The organism is Pseudoxanthomonas koreensis, assembly GCF_010093225.1.
Classification (GTDB): Bacteria; Pseudomonadota; Gammaproteobacteria; order Xanthomonadales; family Xanthomonadaceae; genus Pseudoxanthomonas; species Pseudoxanthomonas koreensis.
The window spans coordinates 24,655-50,546 of record NZ_PDWM01000020.1 but is presented as its reverse complement, the minus strand read 5'-3'; the positions used below and the strand labels follow the sequence as shown (position 1 = coordinate 50,546).

Annotated in this window: 17 protein-coding genes and 2 pseudogenes; 12 read left to right on the top strand and 7 right to left on the bottom strand. The window is 70.4% G+C overall.

Annotation, left to right across the window (positions count from 1 at the left end):
- The first annotated feature begins 45 nt into the window (after window positions 1-45).
- From sucC to CSC64_RS07960, 3 genes are all read left to right on the top strand, one after another.
- On the top strand, window positions 46-1,209 hold the full coding sequence (gene sucC / locus CSC64_RS07970; protein WP_162434794.1) for an ADP-forming succinate--CoA ligase subunit beta: 1,164 nt from the start codon (window positions 46-48) through the stop codon (window positions 1,207-1,209).
- 20 nt (window positions 1,210-1,229) lie between these two features.
- Window positions 1,230-2,105: a succinate--CoA ligase subunit alpha gene (gene sucD / locus CSC64_RS07965; RefSeq protein ID WP_162434793.1), complete on the top strand. Its 876-nt coding sequence runs from the start codon at window positions 1,230-1,232 to the stop codon at window positions 2,103-2,105.
- Between the two features lie 109 nt (window positions 2,106-2,214).
- Window positions 2,215-3,846: an NAD+ synthase gene (locus CSC64_RS07960; protein WP_162434792.1), complete on the top strand. Its 1,632-nt coding sequence runs from the start codon at window positions 2,215-2,217 to the stop codon at window positions 3,844-3,846.
- Window positions 3,847-3,917: 71 nt separating this feature from the next.
- Here CSC64_RS07960 and CSC64_RS07955 read toward each other — a convergent pair whose 3' ends face one another.
- Window positions 3,918-4,790: an outer membrane protein assembly factor BamD gene (locus tag CSC64_RS07955; protein ID WP_162434791.1), complete on the bottom strand. Its 873-nt coding sequence runs from the start codon at window positions 4,788-4,790 to the stop codon at window positions 3,918-3,920.
- A 101-nt stretch (window positions 4,791-4,891) separates the two neighbouring features.
- Between CSC64_RS07955 and rluD the strand changes: the two genes are divergently transcribed.
- Together rluD and pgeF are read left to right on the top strand one after the other, a co-directional pair.
- Entirely contained in the window at window positions 4,892-5,872 is a 981-nt protein-coding gene (gene rluD, locus CSC64_RS07950; RefSeq protein ID WP_162434790.1) for a 23S rRNA pseudouridine(1911/1915/1917) synthase RluD, read from the top strand.
- A 16-nt stretch (window positions 5,873-5,888) separates the two neighbouring features.
- The gene (gene pgeF / locus CSC64_RS07945; RefSeq protein WP_162434789.1) at window positions 5,889-6,722 is read left to right on the top strand and encodes a peptidoglycan editing factor PgeF; all 834 of its coding nucleotides are present in this window, start codon (window positions 5,889-5,891) and stop codon (window positions 6,720-6,722) included.
- 92 nt (window positions 6,723-6,814) lie between these two features.
- On the opposite strand, the gene CSC64_RS07940 is transcribed toward pgeF, so the two are convergent.
- The 4 genes from CSC64_RS07940 to otsB form a co-directional block, all read right to left on the bottom strand.
- A complete protein-coding gene (locus CSC64_RS07940) occupies window positions 6,815-7,600 on the bottom strand; it encodes a DUF481 domain-containing protein (RefSeq protein ID WP_202922335.1) in 786 nt (261 codons plus the stop codon).
- Between the two features lie 101 nt (window positions 7,601-7,701).
- Complete coding sequence (gene otsA / locus CSC64_RS07935; protein WP_162434788.1) at window positions 7,702-9,069, bottom strand: alpha,alpha-trehalose-phosphate synthase (UDP-forming); 1,368 nt, start codon at window positions 9,067-9,069, stop codon at window positions 7,702-7,704.
- Window positions 9,066-10,853, bottom strand: a complete 1,788-nt coding sequence (locus CSC64_RS07930; RefSeq protein ID WP_162434787.1) for a glycoside hydrolase family 15 protein — start codon at window positions 10,851-10,853, stop codon at window positions 9,066-9,068. The genes otsA and CSC64_RS07930 overlap by 4 nt, the downstream gene beginning before the upstream one ends.
- A gap of 37 nt (window positions 10,854-10,890) precedes the next feature.
- Window positions 10,891-11,664: a trehalose-phosphatase gene (gene otsB / locus CSC64_RS07925; RefSeq protein ID WP_162434786.1), complete on the bottom strand. Its 774-nt coding sequence runs from the start codon at window positions 11,662-11,664 to the stop codon at window positions 10,891-10,893.
- Window positions 11,665-11,843: 179 nt separating this feature from the next.
- Between otsB and CSC64_RS07920 the strand changes: the two genes are divergently transcribed.
- Both CSC64_RS07920 and clpB read left to right on the top strand, forming a co-directional pair.
- Window positions 11,844-12,374: a DUF4166 domain-containing protein gene (locus CSC64_RS07920; RefSeq protein ID WP_162434785.1), complete on the top strand. Its 531-nt coding sequence runs from the start codon at window positions 11,844-11,846 to the stop codon at window positions 12,372-12,374.
- A gap of 113 nt (window positions 12,375-12,487) precedes the next feature.
- Complete coding sequence (gene clpB / locus CSC64_RS07915; protein ID WP_162434784.1) at window positions 12,488-15,073, top strand: ATP-dependent chaperone ClpB; 2,586 nt, start codon at window positions 12,488-12,490, stop codon at window positions 15,071-15,073.
- Between the two features lie 205 nt (window positions 15,074-15,278).
- Here clpB and CSC64_RS07910 read toward each other — a convergent pair whose 3' ends face one another.
- Window positions 15,279-15,776, bottom strand: a complete 498-nt coding sequence (locus CSC64_RS07910; protein ID WP_238389831.1) for a Dps family protein — start codon at window positions 15,774-15,776, stop codon at window positions 15,279-15,281.
- A 195-nt stretch (window positions 15,777-15,971) separates the two neighbouring features.
- On the opposite strand from CSC64_RS07910, the pseudogene hrpA reads away from it, so the two are divergent.
- Window positions 15,972-18,021, top strand: a pseudogene (gene hrpA / locus CSC64_RS14075) (ATP-dependent RNA helicase HrpA); the annotation flags it as partial.
- Window positions 18,022-18,098: 77 nt separating this feature from the next.
- Window positions 18,099-20,195, top strand: a pseudogene (locus CSC64_RS14070) (DUF3418 domain-containing protein); the annotation flags it as partial.
- 54 nt (window positions 20,196-20,249) lie between these two features.
- Here CSC64_RS14070 and CSC64_RS07900 read toward each other — a convergent pair.
- A complete protein-coding gene (locus tag CSC64_RS07900) occupies window positions 20,250-20,861 on the bottom strand; it encodes a hypothetical protein (RefSeq protein ID WP_162434781.1) in 612 nt (203 codons plus the stop codon).
- A 61-nt stretch (window positions 20,862-20,922) separates the two neighbouring features.
- Between CSC64_RS07900 and CSC64_RS07895 the strand changes: the two genes are divergently transcribed.
- The 3 genes from CSC64_RS07895 to CSC64_RS07885 all read left to right on the top strand — a co-directional run bounded on the left by CSC64_RS07895 (window position 20,923) and on the right by CSC64_RS07885 (window position 25,869).
- The gene (locus tag CSC64_RS07895) at window positions 20,923-23,106 is read left to right on the top strand and encodes a RelA/SpoT family protein (RefSeq protein ID WP_162434780.1); all 2,184 of its coding nucleotides are present in this window, start codon (window positions 20,923-20,925) and stop codon (window positions 23,104-23,106) included.
- A 94-nt stretch (window positions 23,107-23,200) separates the two neighbouring features.
- On the top strand, window positions 23,201-25,372 hold the full coding sequence (locus tag CSC64_RS07890) for a RelA/SpoT family protein (protein WP_162434779.1): 2,172 nt from the start codon (window positions 23,201-23,203) through the stop codon (window positions 25,370-25,372).
- A 116-nt stretch (window positions 25,373-25,488) separates the two neighbouring features.
- Window positions 25,489-25,869 (top strand): RidA family protein, encoded by a 381-nt coding sequence (locus tag CSC64_RS07885; protein ID WP_162434778.1) that lies wholly within the window; start codon window positions 25,489-25,491, stop codon window positions 25,867-25,869.
- Window positions 25,870-25,892 lie beyond the last annotated feature (23 nt).

Below are 25,892 nucleotides of genomic sequence, written 5' to 3'. Positions count from 1 at the left end.
GACCCCGGCCGCCCGGCGGTCATTCCCCACCCCCACTGGTGAAGCATGAATTTCCACGAGTACCAGGCGAAACAGCTGTTTGCCGACTACGGCATCCCGGTTCCCGCCGGACGCGTCGCGTCCACCCCGGCCGAAGCGGTCGATGCGGCCAAGGCGCTCGGCGCCGGACCCTGGATGGTCAAGGCCCAGATCCACGCGGGCGGCCGCGGCAAGGCCGGCGGCGTCAAGTTCTGCAAGACCACCGATGACGTGTTCAACGCCGCCATCGGCATGCTCGGCAAGAAGATGGCCACCTACCAGTCCGGCGGCGTGGCGCTGCCGGTCAACCAGGTGCTGGTGACCGAGGCCGGCGAGATCGCCAAGGAACTCTACCTGTCGGTGCTGGTCGACCGCGGCAGCAAGTCGATCACCTACATCGCCTCGTCCGAGGGCGGCGTGGACATCGAGACGGTCGCGGCCGAGACCCCGCACCTGATCCAGACCCTCAACGTGAACTTCGTCGAAGGCCTGCAGCCGTACCAGGCGCGCGACGTCGGCTTCGCCCTGGGCCTGAACGCCAGGCAGGTCAACCAGCTGGTCAAGATCATGACCGGGCTGTACCGCCTGTTCAACGACAAGGACCTGGCCCTGGTCGAGCTCAACCCGCTGGCCATCCTCGACAGCGGCGACCTGTACGCGCTGGACGGCAAGGTCAACTCCGACGACAACGCCAGCTTCCGCCACCCGGACCTGGTGGCCATGCGCGACAAGAGCCAGGAGGACGAGACCGAGGTGCTGGCCAGCCAGCACGACCTCAACTACGTCACCATGGACGGCAACATCGGCTGCATGGTCAACGGCGCCGGCCTGGCGATGGCGACCATGGACGTGATCAAGCTCAACGGCGGCGAGCCGGCGAACTTCCTCGACGTTGGCGGCGGCGCCACCAAGGACCGCGTGACCACCGCGTTCAAGCTGATCCTGTCCTCGGACAAGGTCAAGGCGATCTTCGTCAACATCTTCGGCGGCATCGTCCGCTGCGACATGATCGCCGAGGGCATCATCGCCGCGGTCAAGGACGTGGGCGTCAAGGTGCCGGTGATCGTGCGCCTGGAAGGCACCAACGTGGAAGAGGGCAAGAAGCTGCTGAAGGAAAGCGGCCTGGCCATCATCCCCGCCGACGACATCAACGACGGCGCGAAGAAGTCGGTCGCCGCGGTCGCCGCCTGAATATCGAGGACTAAAAACGCATGTCCGTTCTGATCAATAAAAACACCAAGGTGATCGTGCAGGGCTTCACCGGCCAGCAGGGCACCTTCCACGCCGAGCAGATGGTCGAGTACGGGACCCAGGTCGTCGGCGGCGTCACCCCGGGCAAGGGTGGCCAGACCCACATCGGCCTGCCTGTGTTCAACACCGTCGCCGAAGCCGTCCAGGCCACCGGCGCCGACGCTTCGGTGATCTACGTGCCGCCGCCGTTCGCGGCCGACGCGATCCTGGAAGCGGCCGCGGCCGGCATCAAGGTCATCGTCTGCATCACCGAAGGCATTCCGGTGCTGGACATGCTGCGGGTCAAGAACGTGCTCAAGGGCCACCCGGACGTGGTCCTGGTCGGGCCGAACTGCCCCGGCGTGATCACCCCCGGCGAGTGCAAGATCGGCATCATGCCGGGCCACATCCACCAGCCGGGCAAGGTCGGCATCGTCTCGCGCTCGGGCACGCTGACCTATGAAGCCGTGAAGCAGACCACCGACGCCGGCCTGGGCCAGTCGACCTGTATTGGTATTGGCGGCGACCCGATCAACGGCCTGAACTTCGTCGACTGCCTGAAGCTGTTCAACGAGGATCCGCAGACCGAGGGCATCATCATGGTCGGCGAGATCGGCGGCAGCGCCGAGGAAGAGGGTGCCGAATACATCAGGCAGCACGTGAAGAAGCCGGTCGTCGGCTTCATTGCCGGTGCGTCGGCCCCTCCGGGCAAGCGCATGGGCCATGCCGGCGCGATCGCGTCGGGCGGCCAGGGCACGGCCGAGGGCAAGTTCGCCGCGATGGAAGCGGCGGGCGTGACCACGGTGCGTTCGCCGGGCGACCTGGGCGCGGCGATGAAGAAGCTGCTGGGCGGCTGATCGATCCGCCACGCCACGCGACACACGGAAGGCCGCCCCCGGGCGGCCTTCCTTTTTCCGCCCCGCGGCGCGCCGGTATCATGGCCGCATCCCACACCGGTCCGCCGCCATGAAGGATTTCCTGCGCATCGCCCTGGCCCAGTTCGACTTCCCGGTCGGTGCGGTGGCGGGCAACGCGGAGCGGATCGCGGCGATGATCGCCGACGCGCGCGACGAGTACGGCGCCGATGTGGTCGTGTTCCCGGAACTGGCGGTCAGCGGCTATCCGCCCGAGGACCTGCTGCTGCGGCCCGCGTTCCTGGCCGAGTGCGACGCGGCACTCAAGCGGATCGCCGCCGGCGTGCACGGCATCGTCGCCGTGGTGCCTTGGCCGGAGGCGGCCGGCAGCGTGCTCTACAACGCCGCCAGCGTGCTGCGCGACGGTCGCATCGAGACCACCTGCCGCAAGCGCGAGCTGCCCAACTACGCGGTGTTCGACGAGCGCCGCTACTTCGAGGCCGATCCGGACCGCGAACCCTGCGTGTTCGAAGTCGAGGGCGTGCCACTGGGCGTGCTGGTCTGCGAGGACCTGTGGTTCCCCGAACCGCTGGCCGATACGGTGGCCGCCGGTGCGCAGCTGGTGCTGGTGCCCAACGCCTCGCCGTTCGAGCGCGGCAAGCACGCCCAGCGCGATGCGCTGCTGGCCCAGCGCACGCGCGAATCCGGCGCCGCGCTGGCCTACCTCAACCTGGTCGGCGGCCAGGACGCGGTCGTGTTCGACGGCGCCTCGGTGGTGGCCGACGGCGACGGCACCGTGCATCCGGCCGCCGCCGCGTTCACCGACCAGTGGCTGCTGGTGGATTACGACACCGCCGCGCGCAGCTTCATCCCGGTGCAGTGGATCGACGACGGCGACGAGAGCATGGACGCGCTGGCCTGGCGCGCGGTGGTGCGCGGGATCCAGGACTACTGCGGCAAGAACGGTTTCTCGAAGGTATGGCTGGGGCTGTCGGGCGGGATCGACTCGGCGCTGGTGCTGGCGCTAGCGGTGGACGCGCTGGGCGCGGCCAACGTCACCGCGGTGCGCCTGCCCTCGCGCTACACCGCGGACCTGTCCAACGACCTGGCCGCCGAGCAGTGCGCCGCGCTCGGGGTGAAGCTGGAGACGGTGGCGATCGAGCCGGCGTTCCAGGGTTTCCTGCAGTCGCTGGAACCGCTGTTCGAAGGCCACGGCGCGGACACCACCGAAGAGAACCTGCAGTCGCGCTGCCGCGGCGCGATCCTGATGGCGCTGTCCAACAGGTTCGGCGGGCTGCTGCTGACCACCGGCAACAAGAGCGAGTACGCGGTCGGCTACGCCACCATCTACGGCGACATGTGCGGCGGCTACGCGCCGCTGAAGGACCTGTACAAGACGGAGGTCTACGGCCTGTCCAAGTGGCGTAACACCGTCGGTGGCGCGCCGGTGATCCCGCCGGCGGTGATCGCGCGGCCGCCTTCGGCCGAGCTGCGCCCGGACCAGACCGACCAGGATTCGTTGCCAGCCTACGACGTGCTCGACGGCATCCTCTACCGCTACATCGACCAGGAGCAGTCGCGCGACGAGATCGTTGCCGCCGGTTACTCGGCCGAAGTGGTGGACCGGGTGCTGCGGCTGGTGCGCACCAGCGAGTGGAAGCGCCACCAGGCCGCGCCGGGACCGAAGGTCTCGCGTCGCGCCTTCGGCCGCGAGCGCCGCTACCCGATCAGCAACGGCTTCTGAAGAAGTAAAAAAGGGGGGCGGAGGGAATTAAGCGCTTGGCGCTTAATTCCCTCCGTCCCCCTTTTTTATCCTTACTGCCGCTCGGCGTTTCGTTGCCCGGTCGGCGACTTCTCGCCGGCGAACGGGTTCAGCCTGCGGATCGCCCACGGGTAGTCCGGCCAGTCGCCGCTCAGCGCCGGGTGCTGCGGGTCGTTGAGCCTGAGCACGCGCACCGCATCGTCGGCCAGGGTGGTGTTGCCCAGCTCGCGGTAGGCGGTGACCAGCACGGCGACGGCGTCGTTCTGGAACTCGCTCTGCGGATAGGTCTCGAGGATGTAGTTGGCGCGGCCGACCGCCGAAAGCCAGGCGCCACGGCGCATGTAGTACAGCGCGGTGTCCAGCTCGTGGCGGGCGAACATGTTGCGCAGCTCGACCATGCGCTGGCGCGCGTCGGCGGCGTAGCGGCTGTTCGGGTAGCGCTGGGTGACCCGGGCGAAGTCGTCGTACGCCTGCTGCGGCGAGGCCAGGTCGCGGCGGGCCGGGTCCAGCGACCAGACGCGCTGCAGGAACACCGCGTCGCGGTTGGAGTTGGCCAGGCCGCGCAGGTAGTAGAAGTAGGCGATGTTGCGGTGGGTCGGGTAGGTACGGATGAAGCGGTCGATGGTGGAGACCGCATCCTCGTGCTTGCCGGCCTTGAACTGGGCGTAGGCCGTTTCCATCAGCGCCTGTTCGGTGTACGCACCGTACGGGTACTGCGCAACCAGGCGCTTGAACGTGGCTTCGGCGCCGCTCCAGTTGCCCTTCTCCATCTGGGTGTGGGCCTTCTGGTAGAGCTGGTCGACCGGCATGCCCTCCTCGGCGTCCTCCTTGCTCTTGCGGCAGCCGGTGGCCAGGAAGGCCACGAGCAGCAGCAGGACGGCCAGGCGCAGCGGAGCGGGGAGGGCGAAGCGGGAGCGGTGGGCCATCGGAGGCGTACGGCGCGGAAACGGGAAGGGCCGATGATAGCCTAGTGGCCTGTCCGGCGACTGACTCCCGGCTGCCGGGCCCGCCCGGCGGCGATCCCCCGATGCCCTCGACTCCTTCCGCTTCCCGCCAGGCCACCGTCCCCGACGAGGCCGCCGGCCGCCGCTTCGACGCGGTGCTGGCCGAACTGTTCCCCGAATACTCGCGTTCCCGCCTGGCCGCCTGGATCAAGTCCGGCGACGCCCTGCTGGCCGGCGAACCGGCGCGCCCGCGCGACCCGGTCCGCGGTGGCGAAACGGTCACCCTGGCCGCGGTGGCCGAGGTCCAGACCGAGGCCGTGGCCGAGGACATCCCGCTCGACATCCTCTACGAGGACCCCGACCTGTTCGTGCTGGACAAGCCGGCCGGGCTGGTGGTCCATCCCGGTGCCGGCAACCCGGCCGGGACCCTGGTCAACGCCCTGCTGCACCGCGACCCGGAGCTGGCGCTGCTGCCGCGCGCCGGCATCGTCCACCGCCTGGACAAGGACACCAGTGGCGTCATGGTGGTGGCGCGCACGCTGCCGGCGCATACCGGCCTGGTCGCGCAGCGGGCCGCGCGCGAAGTGCATCGCCAGTCCCTGGCGGTCGTGGTCGGCGCGCTGGTCTCCGGCGGCACCGCCAACGCGGCGATCGACCGCCACCCGCGCGACCGCCTGCGCATGGCCGTGCGCGAGGACGGCAAGGATGCGGTCACCCACTTCCGCCTGCGCGAGCGCTTCCGCGCCCACACCGCGCTGGAGTGCAGGCTGGAAACCGGCCGCACCCACCAGATCCGCGTGCACATGCAGCACCTGCGCCACCCGATCGTCGGCGACCCGCTGTACGGCGGCCCGCTGAAACTGCCGAAGGGCGCGAGCGAGGAACTGGCGGCGCAGCTGCGCGGTTTCCGCCGCCAGGCACTGCATGCGGAAACCCTGGAGTTCGCCCATCCGGTCAGCGGCGAAGCGGTGCGCGTCTCCGCCCCGGTGCCGGCCGACATGCGCGAACTGCTGCGGGGGCTGCGTGCGGACAGCCGCGCCTGGGAAGAGAGCCAGCGGCGCTGAGCCGCTGGCCGGTCGCATGGTCACGGTCGGTCCTTCCAGCGAATCCGCTGCCGGCATCGGTGGCACCGGGCCGCTCGCAGATCCCGCCTTCCTGCCGGCCGCGTGGCCGGCGCCGCCGGGCGTGGTCGCGTTCACCACGCTGCGGCACGGTGCCGGCGTGTCGGCTGCGCCGTTCGATACGTTCAACCTCGGTGCGCGCTGCGGCGACGATCCGTCCGTGGTGGCGGCCAATCGCGCCGAGCTGGCGCGTCGCGCCGGCCTGCCGTCGTCGCCGTACTGGCTGCGCCAGGTGCATGGCAGCGGCGTGCTGCGCTTCGATGCGCGGGCGGGCGATGAAGTCGCGGCTGCAGAGGAGCCGGAAGCCGATGCCGCGGTGACTTCGAAACCCGGCACGGTGCTGGCGATCCTGACCGCCGACTGCCTGCCGGTCGTATTCGCCGCACGCGACGGCAGCGAGGTCGGCGCCGCCCATGCCGGCTGGCGTGGGCTGGCCGGCGGCGTGCTGGAGGCGACGGTCGCCGCGATGGCGACGCCCGCCGCGCAGCTGCTGGCCTGGCTGGGCCCGGCCGCCGGCCCGCTGGCCTACGAAATCGGTGCCGAAGTACGCGACGCCTTCATCGGCGAAGACCCGGAAGCGGCGTCGGCGTTCACCGCCACCCGCCCCGGCCACTGGCGCGTGGACCTGTACGCACTGGCGCGGCGCCGGTTGCAGGGTGCCGGCATGCCCGCCGACGCGATCCACGGTGGCGGACTGTGCACGATCTCCGACCCGCGCCGCTTCTACTCGCACCGCCGCGACCAGCGCACCGGACGCATGGCGACGGTGGCGTGGCTGGCGGCGCGCGGCTGATCGCGACGGCAGGCAAGGGACTGAAACGGAACAGACCCGCGATGCGGGCCTGTTCCGTTGCCGCACCGGTTCTCGCCGGCTTGCACCAACCCTCAGCGGAAGTTGTAGACCAGGTTCACCGTGGTCAGGGTGTCGGTCTTCTTGACCCCGGCGGTTTCGTCCACGTCGGTGTTGTGGCGGGTCTGCAGGCCGGCCTTCAGCGCGAAGCGTTCGTTCATCGCCACGGCCACGCCCAGGTCGTTCTGGAGGAAGGTGTTGTCCTTGCCCGATTCCACCAGCAGGGTGTCCACCAGCTCGGTGTTGGCGGTGAGGCGGTGGCGGAGGTCGAGCTGGCCGCGGATGATGGCGTTGCTCTCGGTCGCGCCGGTGGCGGCGTCGCGGGCGCGGCGGTAGCCGGGGCCGATCTCGCCCAGCAGGCGAGTGCGCTCGTTGTCGACGAAGCGGTAGCCGTAGCCGATCGCGGCGGTGGCCTGGTATTCGAAGGCGGAGAAGTCGTCGTTCTCGTAGCGCAGGGTGGCCGACAGGTGCCGGCGTGGGTCGATGCGCCAGGCGCTTGAGGCGCCGAGGTCGTAGCGGTTGGCGCTGGTGCTGTAGCGAGTCTCCTCGACGCCGTCGCCGTCGAAGTCGCCGGTGGTCTCGCCCTTGGCGCGCAGGCCCGAGGCGCTGAGGGCATGGGTCCAGTCGTCGTCCTCGTAACCGAAGGCGAGCTTGGCGTTGAGGTTCTCCGAACGCGAGTTGCCGCGGGCCAGGGCCAGGCCCAGTTCGCCGCTGCCGGTCCAGCCGGCCGGCGCGGGTGCATCCTGGGCGAGGGCGGAAAGAGGCGCCAGGGCGGCGAGGGAGAGGACGACGGTGGCGGCAATGGCGTTGCGTTGGGACATGGGGGTCCTTGTGGTGGTGACGGAAACCGGGCACGACAGCGCGCCGGATCGTGCCGGCGCGGCGCGGGCATATGATGCCGTGCGTGGCTGAGCGTGGCCTGTCAGGCCGATTCCAGCGCCTGCAGATAGTCCCTGCGCCAGGCGTGGATGTCGTGCAGGCGCAGGTACTCGTACATCGCCTGCCAGCGCTCGCGGCGCTGGGCCAGCGGCATGGTCGCGGCGGTGGCGATCGCGTCGGCCACGCCATCCAGGTCGTGCGGGTTCACCTGCAGTGCCTCCTTCATCTCCAGCGCGGCGCCGGCCAGCAGCGACAGCACCAGCACGCCGGGATCCTGCGGGTCCTGCGCGGCCACGTATTCCTTGGCCACCAGGTTCATGCCGTCGCGCAGCGGCGTGACCAGGCCCACGCGCGCGCCGCGGTAGAAGCCGGTGAGGGTGGGGTGCGGGAAGTTGCGGTTGACGTAGCGCAGCGGCGTCCAGTCGGGCGCGGCGTGGGCGCCGTTGATGTGCCCGGCGATCTGCTCAAGCTGGTTGCGCAGCAGCTGGTACTCGCCCACGTCGCCGCGCGACACCGGCGCGATCTGCAGGTAGGTGAGGCTGCCCTTCTGGCCGGGGTGGCGCTGCAGGTAGCGTTCGAAGCCGTGGAAGCGTTCGGGCAGGCCCTTGGAGTAGTCCAGGCGGTCCACGCCGATCGCCATCATCCGCCCGGACAGGCTGGTGCGCAGCGCGCGCACCGCCGGCTTGTTCACCGCTGCGGCCGCCTGCCGGGCGATGTGCGCGGTGTCGATGCTGATCGGGAACGCGCCGGTGCGGAAGCGGCGTCCGCCCGGGGCTTCGAGCACGTCCGTGCCGACGATCCTGCCGCCGCCGTACAGCCGCACGTACGACTGGAAGCGGTCGCAGTCGCGCCGCGTCTGGAAGCCGAGCAGGTCGTAGGCGTACAGGGTGGACATCAGCAGCTGGTGGTCGGGCATGGCCATCAGCAGGTCGGCCGAAGGCACTGGCACGTGCAGGAAGAAGCCGATCCGGCAGCCGATCCCGCGCTCGCGCAGCATCGCCGCCAGCGGGATCAGGTGGTAGTCGTGGACCCAGACGGTGTCGTCCTCGCGCAGCAGCGGCGCCAGGCTGTCGGCGAACAGCGCGTTGACCCGCCGGTAACCCTCCCGCGTGGCGCGGTCGTAGTCGACCAGGTCCAGGCGGAAGTGCAGCAGCGGCCACAGCGTGCGGTTGGAGAAACCGTTGTAGTAGGCGTCCAGGTCGGCGCGGTCGAGGTCGACGGTGACGTAGCGGATGTCGCCGTCGCGCTGCTCGTGCAGTTCGCCGCTGCGTCCGCGCACGGACTTGCCGCTCCAGCCGAACCACACGCCGCCGCGCTCGGACAGCGCCGCCTGCAGCGCCACCGCCAGGCCGCCGGCGCGGTCCTCGCCGGGGATGGCGACGCGGTTGGAGACCACGACCAGGCGGCTCACGAGGCCTCCTGCCAGGAACGCGACAGGCGCATCGCGGCGATGATCAGGCCCACGTGCGAATAGGTCTGCGGGAAGTTGCCCCAGCCTTCGCCGTCCTCGAACGCCATGTCCTCAGACAGCAGCCCCAGCCGGTTGCGCCGCGCCAGCACCCGCTCGAACAGGTCGCGCGCCTCGTCCATGCGCCCGATCGCGGCCAGCGCGTCGATGTACCAGAAGGTGCAGATGGTGAAGCTGGTCTCCGGCGTGCCGAAGTCGTCCGGGGCGATGTAGCGGAACACGCCGTCGCCGTGGCGCAGTTCGCGGCCTATCGCCTCGACCGTGGCCACGTAGCGCGGGTCGTTGGCGTCGACGAAGCCGATGTCGGCCAGCAGCAGCAGCGAGGCGTCCAGGTAGTCGCTCTGGAACGAGGCGCTGAAGTGGTTGGCCTCCGCGCGCCAGGCACGCTCCAGCGTGGTCGAACGGATCGCATCGGCGCGCCCGCGCCAGTGCGCGGCGCGGCCGTCCAGGCCCAGGCGCAAGGCGATCCTGGCCAGGCGGTCGCAGGCGGCCCAGCACATCGCCGCGGTATAGGTGTGCACCTCGGCGCGGCCGCGGAATTCCCACAGGCCCGCGTCCGGCACGTCGTGCAGGGCGAAGGCGCGCTCGCCCAGCGGCTCGAGCCGGGCGAAGGCGTGGGCATCGCCGGGGTCGACCAGGCGCTGGTCGAAGAACAGCTGGGTCGAGGCCAGCACCACGCTGCCGTAGACGTCGTGCTGCTTCTGGATCCAGGCCAGGTTGCCGCGCCGCACCGGGCCCATGCCGCGATAGCCGGCCAGCGACGGCACCTCGTGCTCCTCGAGCTTTTCCTCGAAGCCGATCCCGTACAGCGGCTGCAGGCTGCCGTCATGGGTGGCGATATTGAAGATGTAGCGCAGGAACTCCTCCATGCTGCGGGTCGCGCCCAGGCGGTTGAGCGCGCGCACCACGAAGGCCGCATCGCGCAGCCAGCAGTAACGGTAGTCCCAGTTGCGCGGCGAACCGGGCGCTTCCGGGATCGAGGTGGTCATCGCGGCGATGATCGCGCCGCTGTCCTCGTACTGGCACAGTTTCAGGGTGATCGCGCTGCGGATCACCGCTTCCTGCCATTCCAGCGGAATCGACAGGTAGCGCACCCATTCGCGCCAGTATTCGAGCGTGCGTCCCAGCGCTTCCTCGACGTAGCCGGGGATCGAGCGGGTCAGTGGTTCGTCCGGGCCCAGCACCAGGTGCAGGCGGTGGCCGAGCACGAACGGCAGGCCGTCGCGGATGAAGCGCACCGGCACGTCGGTGGTCAGGCGCAGGGTGAACTGCGGCAGCAGCCAGCGCAGGTGGTTGCTGCCCCAGGTGTGCTCGGGCACGCGCGCGCCCCAGTCGGCCAGCGGCCTTGCGAGCACGCGGATGCGCGGGCTGCCGCTCAGCGGGGTGATCCGGCGCACGATCGACACCGGACGGTATACGCGGCTGTTCTGCTTCCAGCGCGGGGCGAAATCGACGATCTCCAGTGCGCCGCCGCGGCTGTCATGGAGCACGGTGCGTAGCACCGCGGTGTTGTGCAGGTAGCCCTGTTCGGCGTGGGAGAAGTCCTCCAGCTCGATGCCGAAGTCGCCGCCTTCGTGGTCGCGCGGCGAGAGCAGGGCGCAAAAGGCGGGGTCGCCGTCGAACGCGGGCAGGCAGGCCCAGACGACGCGGCCACGCGCATCGACCAGGGCGCCGAAGCTGCCGTTGCCGATCACGCCCAGTTGCAGGTCCGATTGATGTACTTGCATTCCTTTCCCTCGGGTCCGGGGCAGCTGGCGCTGCGCGCTAGCGTGCGGTGGCCTCCCTGTGCATGGCGTTCGCCTGCAGCCAGGCGTGCACCGCGCGGGTATCGGCCAGCGCATGGGTGGCTGCGCTGTCCGCGCGGTTGCCGACCAGCACGCTCCAGCCACCGCCGCGGTTGGCCGCTGCGAAGCCGAATTCGTCGGTCAGGTCGTCGCCGACGAACACCGGCACGCGGCCGGCGAACGGCGCGCGCGCCATCATCCGTTCCAGCGCACGGCCCTTGTCCGCGCCTTCGGGCACGAACTCGACCACGTGGTCGCCGGGTTGAAGGCGATAGCCGGGCAGGGTGGCGATGCGCTCGCGGGCGAATCCGGCCACCGCCTGCGAGTGCACGGGTGCGGCGCGCCAGTGCAGGGCCAGGCTCACGCCCTTGTGTTCGACCAGCACGCCCGGATGCGCGGCGGCCAGGTGCGCGGCATCGCGGTGCAGGTCGTGCAGGAAGCTGGAAGTGTCTTCGGGAATGTCGGCGCTGGTGCCGGCATCGCCGCGGAACTGGTGGCCGTGCAGGCCGGCGGCGGGCAGCCGCAGCGGCGCGAACAGCAGGTCGAGCTGGGCCAGCGGGCGGCCGCTGACTAGCGCCACCGCGCCATCGAGGCGGTCGCTGATCGCGCCGACGGCCTCGCGCACCTGCGGCAGCAGGCGCACGCCGGCGGGGTCGGCCTCGAACTCGACCAGGGTGCCGTCCACGTCCAGGAACAGCGCGCAGGCGTCGTCCAGCGGAGGTGGCGCCGGGCGTTGGGGATTCGCGTCGGCCATCCGGGCATTGTGCCGCATCGGCGGGTGACGGGCGGTTCACGTGTCGCCGGCCGCGTCACGCCACGCCACGCCGCGCCGCGCCGACCGGCCATCGCCTTCGTGCTACCGCCAGCGGAGCGCGGGATCCGGGCGCCGGCGCGCGGACGTTATGCTGGGCGCCATTCCGTCGCCGCCGCCCGATGAACGCCACCGTCTTCCAGCAGGTCCTGCGCGCACCGTTCTTCAACCTGCCGGATCCCTTGCGGGCGCTGCATTCCATCCGCGGCAGCGGCGAGTACGCCGGCACGGTTTCGATCGAGCGCGGCGAGCATCCGCTGTCGCGCCTGTGCGGCGCGATCGCGCGGTTGCCGCCGGCGATGCACGAATCGCCGCTGCGGGTGGAGTTCCGCGCCGACGCGCGCGCCGAAACCTGGAAGCGGGATTTCTTCGGCCATTCGCTGTCCTCGCGCCTGCACTGCCGCGACGGCCTGCTGTGCGAGCGGATGGGGCCGCTGCAGCTGCGCTTCGCCCTGCATACCGCCGACGGCGCGATCTACTGGAACTGCGTCGGCGCGCGCCTGTTCGGCCTGCTGCCGCTGCCGTCGGCGCTGTTCGCGCGGATCCAGTGCCGCGAGCGCGAACACGAGGGGCGCTACGAGTTCCGGGTCGAGGCCGCGCTGCCGCTGGCCGGGTCGCTGATCCGCTACGAAGGCTGGCTGGCGCCGGCCTGAATCCGGCCGCGCGGGGTGGCCGGCGGGGTCCCGGCAACCCTTGAAACCCTCGCCTCCAGCCCTATCTGGGTAGCATCGCCGGCAGTGCCGGCCACTTCTCCAGGGGCCTCCCGATGCGGATGGACAAGCTCACCTCGCGTTTCCAGCAGGCGCTGGCCGACGCGCAGTCGCTGGCCGTGGGCCGCGACCACAACCTGCTCGAACCGGTGCACGTGCTCACCGCCCTGCTCGACCAGTCCGGCGGCAGCACGAAGCCATTGCTGGCCCAGGCCGGGGTCAACGTGCCGCTGCTGCGCGAGCGCCTCGGCGAGGCGCTGGAGAAGCTGCCGAAGGTCTCCGGCCAGGCCGGCAGCCTGTCGGCCGGCAACGACCTCACCCGCCTGCTCAACCTCACCGACAAGCTGGCCCAGCAGCACGGCGACCAGTTCATCGCCAGCGAATGGTTCGTGCTGGCGGCGCTGGAAGACGGAGGCGAGGCCGGCCGCGCGCTGAAGGCCGCGGGCGCGAACAAGGCGAAACTGGAAGCTGCGATCGCGAAGATCCGCGGAGGCGAGACCGTGCAGTCCGAGAATGCCGAAGACCAGCGCCAGGCGCTGGAGAAGTACACCATCGACCTCACCGCGCGCGCCGAATCCGGCAAGCTCGATCCGGTGATCGGTCGCGACGAGGAGATCCGGCGCACGATCCAGGTGCTGCAGCGGCGCACCAAGAACAACCCGGTGCTGATCGGCGAACCTGGCGTGGGCAAGACCGCCATTGTCGAAGGCCTGGCCCAGCGCATCATCAACAACGAAGTGCCCGAGGGCCTGCGCGGCAAGCGCGTGCTGTCGCTGGACATGGGTGCGCTGATCGCCGGCGCCAAGTTCCGCGGCGAGTTCGAGGAGCGCCTGAAGGGCGTGCTGAATGATCTTGCCAAGAACGAAGGCCAGATCATCCTGTTCATCGACGAGCTGCACACCATGGTCGGGGCCGGCAAGGCCGATGGCGCCATGGACGCGGGCAACATGCTCAAGCCGGCGCTGGCCCGCGGCGAGCTGCACTGTATAGGGGCTACCACCCTGGACGAGTACCGCCAGTACATCGAGAAGGACGCCGCGCTGGAGCGCCGCTTCCAGAAGGTGTACGTGGGCGAGCCGTCGGTCGAGGACACCATCGCCATCCTGCGCGGGCTCAAGGAGCGCTACGCGGTGCACCACGGCGTGGAGATCACCGATCCGGCGATTGTCGCTGCCGCGACCCTGTCCAACCGCTACATCAGCGACCGCCAGCTGCCGGACAAGGCCATCGACCTGATGGACGAGGCGGCCTCGCGCATCCGCATGGAGATCGACTCCAAGCCGGAGGAACTGGACCGCCTGGAGCGGCGCCTGATCCAGCTCAAGATCCAGCGCGAGATGCTGAAGAAGGAGAAGGACGACGCCTCGAAGCAGCGCCTGGCCGACCTGGAAAGCGACATCGACAAGCTCGAACGCGAGTTCTCCGACCTGGACGAGGTCTGGAAGTCGGAGAAGGCCGCGCTGCAGGGCGCCACGAAGATCAAGGAGCAGATCGAGGCCGCGCGCCTGGAGCTGGAGGCCGCGCAGCGCCGCCAGGACTACGCGAAGATGAGCGAGATCCAGTACGGCACCCTGCCGACCCTGGAGAAGCAGCTGGCCGCCGCGCAGGAGGTCGAGCAGAAGGAATTCCGCCTGGTCCAGGACCGGGTGACCGACGAGCAGATCGCCGAGGTGGTCGCGCGCTGGACCGGCATCCCGGTCAGCCGGATGCTGGAGGGCGAGCGCGAGAAGCTGCTGCGGATGGAAGAAGACCTGGGCCGGCGCGTGGTCGGCCAGGAAGAGGCGATCCGGGTGGTGTCGGACGCGGTGCGCCGCTCGCGCGCCGGCCTGTCCGATCCGAACCGGCCGATCGGCTCGTTCCTGTTCCTCGGCCCCACCGGCGTGGGCAAGACCGAGCTGTGCAAGTCGCTGGCCGAGTTCCTGTTCGACTCGGCCGACGCGATGGTGCGCATCGACATGAGCGAGTTCATGGAGAAGCACTCGGTGGCCCGCCTGATCGGCGCGCCCCCGGGCTACGTCGGCTACGAGGAGGGCGGCTACCTCACCGAGGCGGTGCGCCGCCGGCCGTACTCGCTGATCCTGCTCGACGAGGTGGAGAAGGCGCACCCGGATGTGTTCAACATCCTGCTGCAGGTGCTCGACGACGGCCGCCTCACCGACGGCCAGGGCCGTACCGTGGATTTCCGCAACACCGTGATCGTGATGACCTCCAACCTGGGTTCGCACCAGATCCAGGAGCTGTCGGGCGACGGTTCGGCGGAGGCCTACACCCAGATGAAGGCCGCGGTGATGGGCGTGGTCCAGGCGCACTTCCGCCCGGAGTTCATCAACCGGCTCGACGACATCGTCGTGTTCCACCCGCTGGACAAGCAGCAGATCAGGCAGATCGCGCGGATCCAGCTGCGCGGGCTGGAGAAGCGGCTGGCCGAGCGCGGGCTGAAGCTGGAACTGTCGGAGAAGGCGTTCGAGCTGCTGGGCAACGTCGGCTTCGACCCGGTCTACGGCGCCCGCCCGCTCAAGCGCGCGATCCAGGCGCAGGTCGAGAACCCCCTGGCGCAGAAGATCCTCGCCGGCGAGTTCGGCAATGGCGACACGGTCAAGGTCGACGCCGAGGGCGGGCAACTGGTGTTCGCCAAGGGCTGAGCCCCGCAACGCCGCCGCCCCTTGCAGGAGCCCACTTCAGGGGGCGACCCGACGCGGCTGGAAAGCGCCGCGTTCAACGCGAAACCCTCCCGGAGAGGTGGCCGTTGAACGAAGCCGTCATCCGACCGCCTCGGTTCGCCCCCTGAAGTGGGCTCCTACAGAAGAGCGGGGGGCGGCACGTACGCCGGGCCGCCCCCGCCATGCCTCACTCCAGCAGCGAACGCAGCATCCACGCGTACTTCTCGTGGGTCTGCAGGCGCTGGGTGAGCAGGTCCACGGTCGGGTCGTCGCCGGCGTCGTCGGCGATCTTGAGCACGCTGCGCGCGGTGCGGCACACCGCCTCGTTGCCGGAGACCAGCTGGCGGACCATGCCCTTCCAGTCCGGTACACCGTCGGCGCCTTCCTCTTCGCGGATCGAGGTCAGGCGGGTGAACTCGGCGTACGAGCCCGGCGCGTTGAAGCCCAGCGCGCGGATGCGCTCGGCGACGTCGTCCAGCGCGTTCCACTGTTCGGTGTACTGGTCCATGAACATCGCGTGCAGCGAGTTGAACATCGCGCCGGTGACGTTCCAGTGGAAGTTGTGGGTCTTCAGGTACAGGGTGAAGGCATCGGACAGATAGCGCGACAGGCCTTCGGCGATCTCCTTGCGGTCGGACGCGCCGATGCCGATGTCGATCCGCGAGGTCGAGGCCACCGGATCCAGCGGCCGCGGCGTGGCCCTGGATCCGGACCTGGCCTTGGACTTGGCCTTGGACTTGGTGGCGGGGGTCTTGCTCTTGGCGGGCTTGCTCTTGGCCATGGTTCGCTCCGTGCAGGTGGGTCCACAGGTCATATATGGGGCTGTCACAATAGACAATAAACCCCGTTGCGTTATGCAAGGTTTCACACGGCGCCATAGATGGAATCGATTCCCCCCGAATTGCGCAGGACCCTGGAAGCCGGACGGCGCGGGATCGACCAGGCCATGGGCCGCGATCGCGGCCGCCTGCACGGGCTGTGGTCGCGCTGGCGCGGGAAGCCCGCCGATGAGGCATTGCGCGAACGCTTCGAGCAGGCGCTGGCCGCATCGGTGGCGGTGCGCCAGGCGCGCGCCACGGACCTGCCGCAGGTAACGGTCGACGCTGCGCTGCCGATCGCCGCCGAGGCCGAGCGCATCGTCGAGCTGATCCGTGCGCACCAGGTGGTGGTGCTGGCCGGCGAGACCGGTTCGGGCAAGACCACCCAGTTGCCGAAGCTGTGCCTGGCCGCCGGCCGCGGCGTGGCCGGCATGGTCGGCTGCACCCAGCCGCGCCGGATCGCCGCCCGCGCCGTGGCCGCGCGCGTGGCCGAGGAACTGAAGACCCCGCTGGGCGGCCAGGTCGGCTACCAGGTGCGCTTCACCGACAACGTCGGTGCCGATACCCGGATCAAGTTCATGACCGACGGCATCCTGCTGGCAGAGATCGCCTCGGACCGCTGGCTGTCGGCCTACGACACGATCATCGTCGACGAGGCGCACGAGCGCAGCCTCAACATCGACTTCCTGCTCGGCTACCTCAAGCAGTTGCTGAAGAAGCGCCGCGACCTGAAGCTGGTCGTGACCTCGGCCACGATCGACACCGCGCGCTTTTCAAGGCATTTCGACGATGCACCGGTGGTCGAGGTGGCCGGGCGCACGTATCCGGTGGAGGTGCGCTACCGGCCGCCGGGACAGGAAGGGGGTTCAGAAGAAGGGGGGGCAGGGTCCCTTCTCCCCGGACGTACCTCGAGGTCCGGAGCTGGCAGGAGCAAAAGGGACTCCGACCCTCATTCCAGTCGCGAGCTCGATCCTGTTGCCGCGATTACCGCCGCCGTCGACGAGATCACCGCCGAAGACCCGCGCGGCGACGTGCTGGTGTTCCTGCCCGGCGAGCGCGAGATCCGCGACCTGCACCGCGCGCTGGAGAAACGCCAGTACCGTTCCACCGAAGTACTGCCGCTGTACGCGCGGCTGTCGGCGCGCGACCAGGACCGGGTGTTCAACCCGGGCCCGCAGCGGCGCATCGTGCTGGCCACCAACGTCGCCGAGACTTCGCTGACGGTGCCGCGGATCCGCTACGTGGTCGATCCGGGCGAGGCGCGGATCAAGCGCTACAGCCCGCGCTCGAAGATCGACCGCCTGCACGTGGAGCCGGTCAGCCGGGCCAGCGCCGACCAGCGCAAGGGCCGCTGCGGGCGCATCGCCGAAGGCGTGTGCTACCGCCTGTATTCCGAAGCCGATTTCCTCTCGCGGCCGGAATTCACCGATCCGGAGATCCGCCGTTCCAGCCTGGCCGCGGTGATCCTGCGCATGCTGCACCTGGGGCTCGGTGGAATCGAGGACTTCCCGTTCCTGGAGCCACCCGACGAGCGTGCCATCGCCGACGGCTGGCAGCAGCTGGTCGAACTGGGCGCGATCGAAGACAGCGATGGCCGGCGCCGGCTCACCGCCACCGGCCGGCAGATGGCGCGCTTGCCGGTGGACGTGAAGCTGGCGCGGATGCTGGTCGCCGCGCAGGGCCACGGCGTGCTGCGGGCGATGCTGCCGATCGCCGCCTTCCTCGGCGTGCAGGATCCGCGCGAACGGCCGCCGGAGGCGCGCGAGGCGGCCGACAACGCGCATGCGCAGTTCGCCGACGCGCGCTCGGAGTTCGTCGGCATCCTGCGCCTGTGGCAGGCCTACGACACCGCCCACGAAGAACTGACCCAGTCGAAGCTGCGCGACTGGTGCGGCAAGCGCTTCCTCGGCTTCCTGCGCATGCGCGAATGGCGAGAGCTGCACCGGCAGCTCAAGCTGCTGTGCGAGGAGTTGGGCTGGCGCGAGGAGGCGTCGGAACAGGCGTTGCTGCCGCTGCTCGCCGGCGCACCGGCGGCCGATGCGCGCGAAGGCGCTTCCACCCGTCCGACCCGCGGCGAACTGCACCGTGCCGCGCGCCTGGCGCGCGAGAAGGAAAAGGGGACGGAGGGAATTTTCCCTGATAAGCCCCCGGTAACCGATGCACCGCCAGGGAAAATTCCCTCCGTCCCCTTTTCCGCCCGCGAACGTGCCCGTGCCTACCAGTCGTTGCACCGCGCGCTGATCTCCGGCCTGCCGACCCAGCTCGGCCACCGCACCGAGAAGGGCGACTACCAGGCGCCGAGGCAGCGCCGCTTCCAGCTGTTCCCCGCATCGCCGCTGGCGAAGAAGCCGCCACCGTGGGTGCTCGTGGCTACCCTGCTGGACACGCAGAAGGTCTGGGGCCTGACCGCCGCGGCGATCGAGCCGGACTGGGCGATCGACGAGCTGCCGCAGTTGCTCGCGCGCAGGCACTTCGACCCGCGCTGGTCGCGCGCGCAGGGCAACGTGCTGGCCTCCGAGCAGATCGGCCTGTTCGGCCTGGTGCTCGCGCCGAAGCGGCCTGTGCATTTCGGTCGCATCGACCCGGCCGGCGCCCACGACCTGTTCGTGCGCCAGGGCCTGGTGCCCGGCGAGATCGATGCGAAGGCGTCGTTCGTGGCCGCCAACCTGAAGACGCTGGAGCTGGCGCGCGAAGAGGAAGCCAAGCTGCGCCGCGCCGGCCTGGTCGCCGACGAGGACTGGCAGGCGCGCTGGTACCTGGACCGGGTGCCGGGCGAGATCCATTCGACGGCCGGCCTGGAGGCGTGGTACCGCAGGCTGGCCGAGCCGCAGCGCGCCGCACTGCGCTGGTCGGCCACCGACCTGCTGCCGGGCGAGGGCGGGCAGGACGACCTGTATCCGAAGTACTTCGCGCTCGGCGACGCGCGCCTGCCGCTGCATTACCGCTTCGAGCCTGGCGCGGCCGACGACGGCGTCACCCTGGAGGTGCCGCTGCCGCTGCTCAACGCGCTCGACCCGGCGCGGCTGTCGTGGCTGGCGCCAGGCTTCGTCGCCGACAAGGCTGCCGGCCTGATCCGTACCCTGCCCAAGGCGGCGCGCCGCAACTACGTGCCGGCGCCGGATTTCGGCCGCGCCTTCTTCGAGGCGTTCGCCAGGCCGTCGGCCGATGCGCTCGGCGGCGAACTGGCGCGCTTCCTCTCCCGCGCCACCGGCGTGGCCGTGTCCGCGCTGGACTTCGACGAAGCCGCGCTGGAGCCGCACCTGCGGATCAACCTGCGCCTGCGCGAAGAGCCGGCGCAGGGCGGCAAGGTCCTGGCCGAGTCGCGCGACCTGGATGCGCTGCGCGCGCAGTTCGGCGAACGTGCCGGTCGCGCTTTCGCCGCGCGCGCTGGCCGCGCGCTGGCCAGCGCGGCGCAGCCGCTGCGCGACTTCCCCGATGCGCCGCTCCCGCTGCAGGTCACCGGCGAGGCCGGCGTGCCCGGCTGGCCGGCGCTGGTCGACGAAGGCGACCACGCGGTGCTGCGCGTGTTCGCCGACCGTGCCCAGGCCCAGGCCGCGCATCCGCGCGGGGTCGACCGCCTGCTGCGGATCGCCCTGGCCGACAAGGCGCGGCAGGCACGCAAACAGCTCCCGGTCTCGCCGAAACTCGGCCTGCTGTACGCGGCGATCGAACAGTTTGGCAACGGCCCGGAAGCGAAGGCGAAGGAAAAGGAGCAGCTGCGCGCCGACCTGGTCGAAGCTGCGCTCAACGCGGTGCTGGCCGATGGGCTGGACGGCATCCGCGACCGCGCCGTGTTCCAGCAGCGCGCCGATGCCGCCGCCCGCCAGCTGTTCGCCGAGGCGATGGCGCGGCTGCAACTGGCCGAACAGATCCTGGCCGCGGTCGCCGAACTCAAGCCGAAGCTGCAGGCGCCGCTGATGGGTTGGGCCGGGGCCAACCTCGACGACCTGCGCGGCCAGCTCGACGGCCTGGTCCACCCCGGTTTCCTCGGCCACACCCCGGCCGAAGCCCTGGCCCAGTTCCCGCGCTGGCTCAGGGGCATGGCCCTGCGCGCCGAACGCGCGCTGCGCGACCCGGCGCGCGACCAGGCGCGGATGCTGGAACTGAAGCCGTTCGCCGACGCGCTCGCCGCCGCGCGCGCGCGCGGCGAGGACGGGGCACCCGGATGGCAGGCGCTGCGCTGGGAGCTCGAGGAACTGCGCGTGTCGCTGTTCGCACAGGAACTGGGTTCGCGCGGCGCGGTGTCGCCGAAGAAGCTCGCCCAGCGCCTGGCCGCGCTGGCGTGAGCCCGTGCCGCGCATCCGTCCCGGTGCGGTCCGGGACGGGTGCCTTCGCGGTGCCTACTTGACCCGCCGCACCTTGGCCGGTGTGTTGTAGCCGTCGAGCCGCAGGTACCAGACGTTGAGCAGGCCGGGCTTGATGGTCACCGCCGGGTTGTTCCTGTTCCTGACGCCGTCGAGCCGCGCCGGTTCCAGCTGCTCCCAGACCTGGCCGTTGGCCAGCGTGTACCTGTTGCCCTTGGCGAAGCCGCGGAATTCGCCGACCAGGTTGCTCTTGATCGGCTCGTCGGAACCGAAATCGAAGAAGCCGCGGTTCTCCTCCTTCACCTCGCGCCGGCCTTCCTCGCGGGCTTCCTCGCGCAGGCGCTCGACCTCGGCGGCGCTCAAACCGGCCGCGGCCGCGCCGACCGCCACCCCGGCGGGCAATGGAGCCGGGGTGGCGGCCGCTGCCGGCGTGGCCGTCTCGCCCGCGTGCTGCCTGCGCATCCACGCGTCCAGCACCGCCAGTTCCTCGGCACTGAGCTTGTGCAGGCCTGCGGCCTTGAATTCCTCCGGCGACATCTGCTGCTCCACGCCGGTGGCGGACGATTGCGCCATGGCAGTGGACGCCGCCACGGCCAGCGACAGGGCCAGGAACAGGACGGACCACGGCGGCAGCGGATGGCGTTTCATGCTTGTTCCTCCGGTATGTTGGCCGCTAGTGTAGTCGTCATCCCCACACGCCGGACCGGCCTTGCCACGCCCCGCCATCGACGGTCTGCATGCCCTGCTGCAGGGTCCCGCCGCGGACCTGCTGCCGCCACAATTGCGCGCGATGCTGCTGCAGGCCTGGGACGCCACGGATGCCGACCACGCCCATCGCGCGCCGTGGCCGATCATCGCCGACACCCTGCATACGCTCGGCCGGCTAGAGGCCGACGAATCGGCGCTGGCCGCCGCGCTGCTGTTCGACCTGCCCGGCCTGCGCGCGGCGGTGGCGGCGAAGCTCGCGGCGACGCAGCCGGCGCTGGCCGGCCTGCTCGAGGGCCAGGACGCCGCCGACCAGGTCTGGGCCCTGCACGCCGGGCGCGAGGCCGGGCGCAACGGCGAGGGCCTGCGCCGGCTGCTGCTGGCCATCGTCCAGGACCTGCGCGTGGTGCCGATCCTGCTGGCGCGGCAGCTGGCGAAGATGCGCGTGGCCGACCGCCTGCCCGAAGCCGGGCGCCGCGCCCTGGCCCAGCTCACCCGCGACATCCACGCACCGCTGGCCAACCGGCTCGGCATCTGGCAGCTGAAGTGGGAACTGGAAGACTTGGCCTTCCGCTTCCTCGAGGTGGACACGTACCGCCACCTGTCGCGCGAACTGGACGAGACCCGCGCCGGCCGCGAGCGCTACATCGAAACGGTGAAGAAGCAGCTGGGCAAGGCCCTGTCCGGGCACGGCATCGTCGCCGAGACCAGCGGCCGGCCCAAGCACATCTACAGCATCTGGCGGAAGATGCAGAAGAAGCACCTGCCGCTGGACAAGCTCTACGACCTGCGCGCGGTGCGCGTGCTCGTCGACGACGTCGCCGCCTGCTACGCCGCGCTGGGCGTGGTCCACGCGCTGTGGGCGCCGGTGCCGGGCGAGTTCGACGACTACATCGCCCGGCCCAAGCCCAACGGCTACGCCTCGCTGCATACCGCGGTGATCGGCCCGGAGGGGCGCACGCTGGAGGTGCAGATCCGCACCCGTGAGATGCACGAGCAGGCCGAGCTGGGCGTGGCCGCGCACTGGCGCTACAAGGAAACCGGCGGCAGCGCCGCGGGCAAGGGCGCCGGTCGCGCGTTCGAGCGCAAGATCGCCTGGATGCGGCAATTGCTCGAACAGGCCGGCGAAGGCCGCGACGGCGAAGGCCTGGCCGGCGCGCTCGATGCCGAACTGGTCGAGGAGCGCGTGTACGCGCTCACGCCGAAGGGCGAGGTGATCGACTTGCCGGTCGGCGCCACGCCGCTGGATTTCGCCTACCACGTGCACACCATGGTCGGGCACCGCTACCGCGGCGCCAAGGTCAACGGCCGGATCGTGCCGCTCGGTTACCACCTGCGCAGCGGCGACCGGGTCGAGATCATGACCGGCAAGGAGCCCGATCCCAGGCGCGACTGGCTGCTGCCGGCCAACGGCTACCTGGCCAGTGGCCGCTCGCGCGACAAGGTGCGCGCCTGGTTCCACAAGCTGGACCGCGCCCGCAACGTCCAGGCCGGGCGCGAGATGCTCGAGCGCGAACTCAAGCGCCTGGGCCTGCACCAGGCCGACCTGGCGCCGGTGGCGAAGAAGTTCCATGCCGAGACAGTGGACGACCTCTACATCCAGGTGGCGCTGGGCGACGTCGGTCCGCACCAGGTCGGCCGCGCGCTGCACGAGCTGGAACGCGCCGCCACGCCGCAGGCCACCGCGCCCGCTGGTTCCGCGCCGGCACGCCCGGCGCCACGGCAGGCGCGGCGGGAAAAGGCCGACGCCGGCTTCACCGTGCAGGGCGTGGGCAACCTGCTGGTGCAGCTGGCCCGCTGCTGCCAGCCGGTGCCGGGAGAACCGATCGCCGGCTACCTGACCCGTGCCCGCGGCGTCACCGTGCACCGCGCCCGTTGCGCGTCGTTCGCGCGCCTGGCCGCGGCCCAGCCACAAAGGGTGCTGCCGGTGGAGTGGGGCAGGGCCGGCGGCGGCTACGAGGTGGACGTGGCCGTGAGCGGCATCGACCGCAAGTGGCTGCTCAAGGATGTGACCACGCTGATCGCGCAGGAGGATGCGCACGTGGCCGACATCCGCAGCGACGTGCGTGGCGATGGCCGCGTGCAGTTGCACCTGCGCCTGCGCGTGGCCGACTACGGCCAGCTGTCGACCCTGCTGGGCAAGCTGGATGCGCTGCCGGGCGTGGACCGGGCGCAGCGCCTGGGATGAACCGCCGATTCCGCGCATCGATCGGCGCGATCGGGACGATCGATCACGCGCTGTCCGGTTTGCCGCAGGCAGGTCGCTGGCATAGGCTTCACCCATGAACCCAGGCCATTCCGCCCAGGCAGTCGCCTCCGCCCCGCCGTCCGCCGGCGAGCCGCTGCCCGACTATGTCCTCGAGCTGGAAAGGGCCGCTTCCTACCTGCCGCCGGAACAGCTGCCGCTGCTGCGCGAGGCCTGGCGCGTGGGTGCCGCCGCGCACGCCGGGCAGAGCCGCAAGTCGGGCGAACCCTACATCACCCATCCGGTGGCCGTGGCCGGGGTCCTGGCCGACCTGGGCCTGGACGTGGAGACGCTGATCGCGGCGATCCTGCACGACACCATCGAGGACACCCCGCTCACCCGCGCCGAAGTGGCCAGCCAGTTCGGCGAGGACGTGGCCGATCTGGTCGAGGGCGTCACCAAGCTGGACAAGCTCAAGTTCCGCGACCGCCAGGAGGCGGCGGCCGAGAGCTTCCGCAAGATGCTGCTGGCGATGTCGCGCGACCTGCGCGTGATCATGATCAAGCTGGCCGACCGCCTGCACAACATGCGCACGCTGGGCGCGCAGGGCGCCGAGGCGCGCACCCGCATCGCCCGCGAGACGCTGGAGATCTACGCGCCCATCGCCCAGCGCCTGGGCATGAGCCTGGTCAAGTCCGAACTGCAGAACCTGGGCTTCCGCGCGCTGCACCCGTGGCGCCACGCGATCATCGAGAAGCACATCCGCAGCCAGCCGGTGGTGCGGCGCGAAGCGATGGCCCAGGTCGAGGTGCAGCTGTCGCAGGGACTGGCGCGCGACGGACTGGAGCACCGCCTGGTGAGCCGGATCAAGACGCCCTGGAGCATCTACAACAAGATGCAGGCCGAAGGCAAAAGCTTCGACCAGGTGATGGACGTGTTCGGCTTCCGCCTGGTGGTGCGCAGCGTTTCCGACTGCTATCGCGCGCTGGGCTCGGTGCACGCGCAGTTCAAGCCGCTGGACGGGCGCTTCCGCGACTTCGTCGCCATCCCCAAGGCCAACGGCTACCAGTCGCTGCACACGGTGCTGTTCGGCCCCTACGGTTCGCCGATCGAGGTGCAGATCCGCACCGAGGAGATGGACCTGATCGCCGAGCGCGGGATCGCCGCGCACTGGACCTACAAGCACGGCGGCGACAGCCCCAACAGCGCGCAGAGCCGGGCGCACGCCTGGATCGTGGAGCTGATCGAGTCGCAGCGCGCCGCCGGTTCCTCGCTGGAGTTCCTCGAGAACGTCAAGGTCGACCTGTTCCCGGACGAGGTCTACCTGTTCACTCCCAAGGGCCGGATCCTGGCCCTGCCGCGCAACTCCACCGCGCTGGATTTCGCCTACGCGGTGCACACCGACGTCGGCAACCAGGCCGTGGCCGCGCGCGTGGACCGCAAGCTGGTGCCGCTGAAGACCAAACTGGCCAGCGGCCAGACGGTGGAGGTCATCACCGCCAGGTCGGCCGCGCCGAAGCCGCAGTGGCTGGAGTTCGTGGTCACCAGCAAGGCGCGCACCGCGATCCGCCACCAGCTCAAGCAGCTCGAGCACGAGGACGCGGTGCACCTGGGCCACCGCATGCTCGACCGCGCGCTGGAGGCGATGGGCAGTTCGCTGGAGCGGCTGCCGGCCAAGCGCCTGGAGTCGTTCCTGGTCGAGCACCGCTTCCCGCGGCTGGAGTCGTTCCTGGCCGAGGTGGCGCTGGGCAACTGGATGCCCAGCCAGGCCGCGCAGGCGCTGATGGCCTACGCCGAGTTGCGCGGTGGCGCGCACTCGAAGCATTCGCAGGAAAAGATCCTGATCAACGGCACCGAGGGCGGGGTGGTCAGCTTCGCCAACTGCTGCCAGCCGATCCCCGGTGACGAGATCATGGGTTACCACACCGCCGGCAAGGGCCTGGTCGTGCACCGGCTGGACTGTCCGAACCTGGCCGAGTTCCGCAAGTCGCCCGAGCGCTGGGTGCCGATCGACTGGGATCCGACTGTCTCCGGCGACTACGACACCTCGCTGATCGTGGACGTGGAGAACCACACCGGCGTGCTGGCGCAGCTGGCCGCGGCGGTGGCGCAGAGCCAGTCCAACATCGAGCGGGTCGACTACCTGGACCGCGACATGAACGCCGCGCAGCTGCGCTTCGCCATCCAGGTGCGCGACCGCAATCATCTGGCCGAAGTGATCCGCCGCCTGCGCCGCCTCAACGTGGTCCAGGGCGTGCGCCGCCAGTAGGGCGGGGCTCGCTGCGCTGCTTTCCTGTCGCCTCACGTGCGTGGGCAGCCGGGCAAGCCCGGCCCTGCGCGGCGAGCCGGTAGAATCCCCGCATTCCCCGTTCCAGGAAAACGCGAATGTCCCAGATCATCCAGACCGACCAGGCCCCCGCCGCGATCGGCCCCTATTCGCAGGCCGTGCGCAGCGGCAACACCCTGTATTTCTCCGGACAGATCCCGCTGGTGCCGGCCACCGGCGAGGTCGTCGCCGGCGACATCACCGCGCAGGCGCGCCAGGTGTTCGACAACCTCCGGGCCGTGGCCGAGGCCGCCGGCGGTTCGCTGGACCGGATCGTGCGCCTGGGCCTGTACCTGACCGACCTGTCGCAGTTCGCCGCGGTCAACGCGGTGATGCAGGAATACTTCTCCGCGCCGTTCCCCGCGCGCTCCACCATCGGCGTTTCCGCGCTGCCCCGCGGCGTGGCCTTCGAGGCCGATGCGGTGATGGTGCTGGACTGAGGAACAGCGCGCTGGGCGGCACG

Excerpts from the sequence above, each read along its gene's own strand:
- rluD (WP_162434790.1), top strand. The coding sequence starts at position 4,892 with ATGCCCTCGACTCCTTCCGCTTCCCGCCAGGCCACCGTCCCCGACGAG.
- otsB (WP_162434786.1), bottom strand. The coding sequence starts at position 11,664 with ATGGCCGACGCGAATCCCCAACGCCCGGCGCCACCTCCGCTGGACGAC.
- sucD (WP_162434793.1), top strand. The coding sequence starts at position 1,230 with ATGTCCGTTCTGATCAATAAAAACACCAAGGTGATCGTGCAGGGCTTC.
- pgeF (WP_162434789.1), top strand. The coding sequence starts at position 5,889 with ATGGTCACGGTCGGTCCTTCCAGCGAATCCGCTGCCGGCATCGGTGGC.
- CSC64_RS07960 (WP_162434792.1), top strand. The coding sequence starts at position 2,215 with ATGAAGGATTTCCTGCGCATCGCCCTGGCCCAGTTCGACTTCCCGGTC.
- CSC64_RS07900 (WP_162434781.1), bottom strand. The coding sequence starts at position 20,861 with ATGAAACGCCATCCGCTGCCGCCGTGGTCCGTCCTGTTCCTGGCCCTG.
- CSC64_RS07885 (WP_162434778.1), top strand. The coding sequence starts at position 25,489 with ATGTCCCAGATCATCCAGACCGACCAGGCCCCCGCCGCGATCGGCCCC.
- CSC64_RS07930 (WP_162434787.1), bottom strand. The coding sequence starts at position 10,853 with ATGCAAGTACATCAATCGGACCTGCAACTGGGCGTGATCGGCAACGGC.
- CSC64_RS07920 (WP_162434785.1), top strand. The coding sequence starts at position 11,844 with ATGAACGCCACCGTCTTCCAGCAGGTCCTGCGCGCACCGTTCTTCAAC.
- CSC64_RS07955 (WP_162434791.1), bottom strand. The coding sequence starts at position 4,790 with ATGGCCCACCGCTCCCGCTTCGCCCTCCCCGCTCCGCTGCGCCTGGCC.
- CSC64_RS07940 (WP_202922335.1), bottom strand. The coding sequence starts at position 7,600 with ATGTCCCAACGCAACGCCATTGCCGCCACCGTCGTCCTCTCCCTCGCC.
- clpB (WP_162434784.1), top strand. The coding sequence starts at position 12,488 with ATGCGGATGGACAAGCTCACCTCGCGTTTCCAGCAGGCGCTGGCCGAC.
- CSC64_RS07890 (WP_162434779.1), top strand. The coding sequence starts at position 23,201 with ATGAACCCAGGCCATTCCGCCCAGGCAGTCGCCTCCGCCCCGCCGTCC.
- sucC (WP_162434794.1), top strand. The coding sequence starts at position 46 with ATGAATTTCCACGAGTACCAGGCGAAACAGCTGTTTGCCGACTACGGC.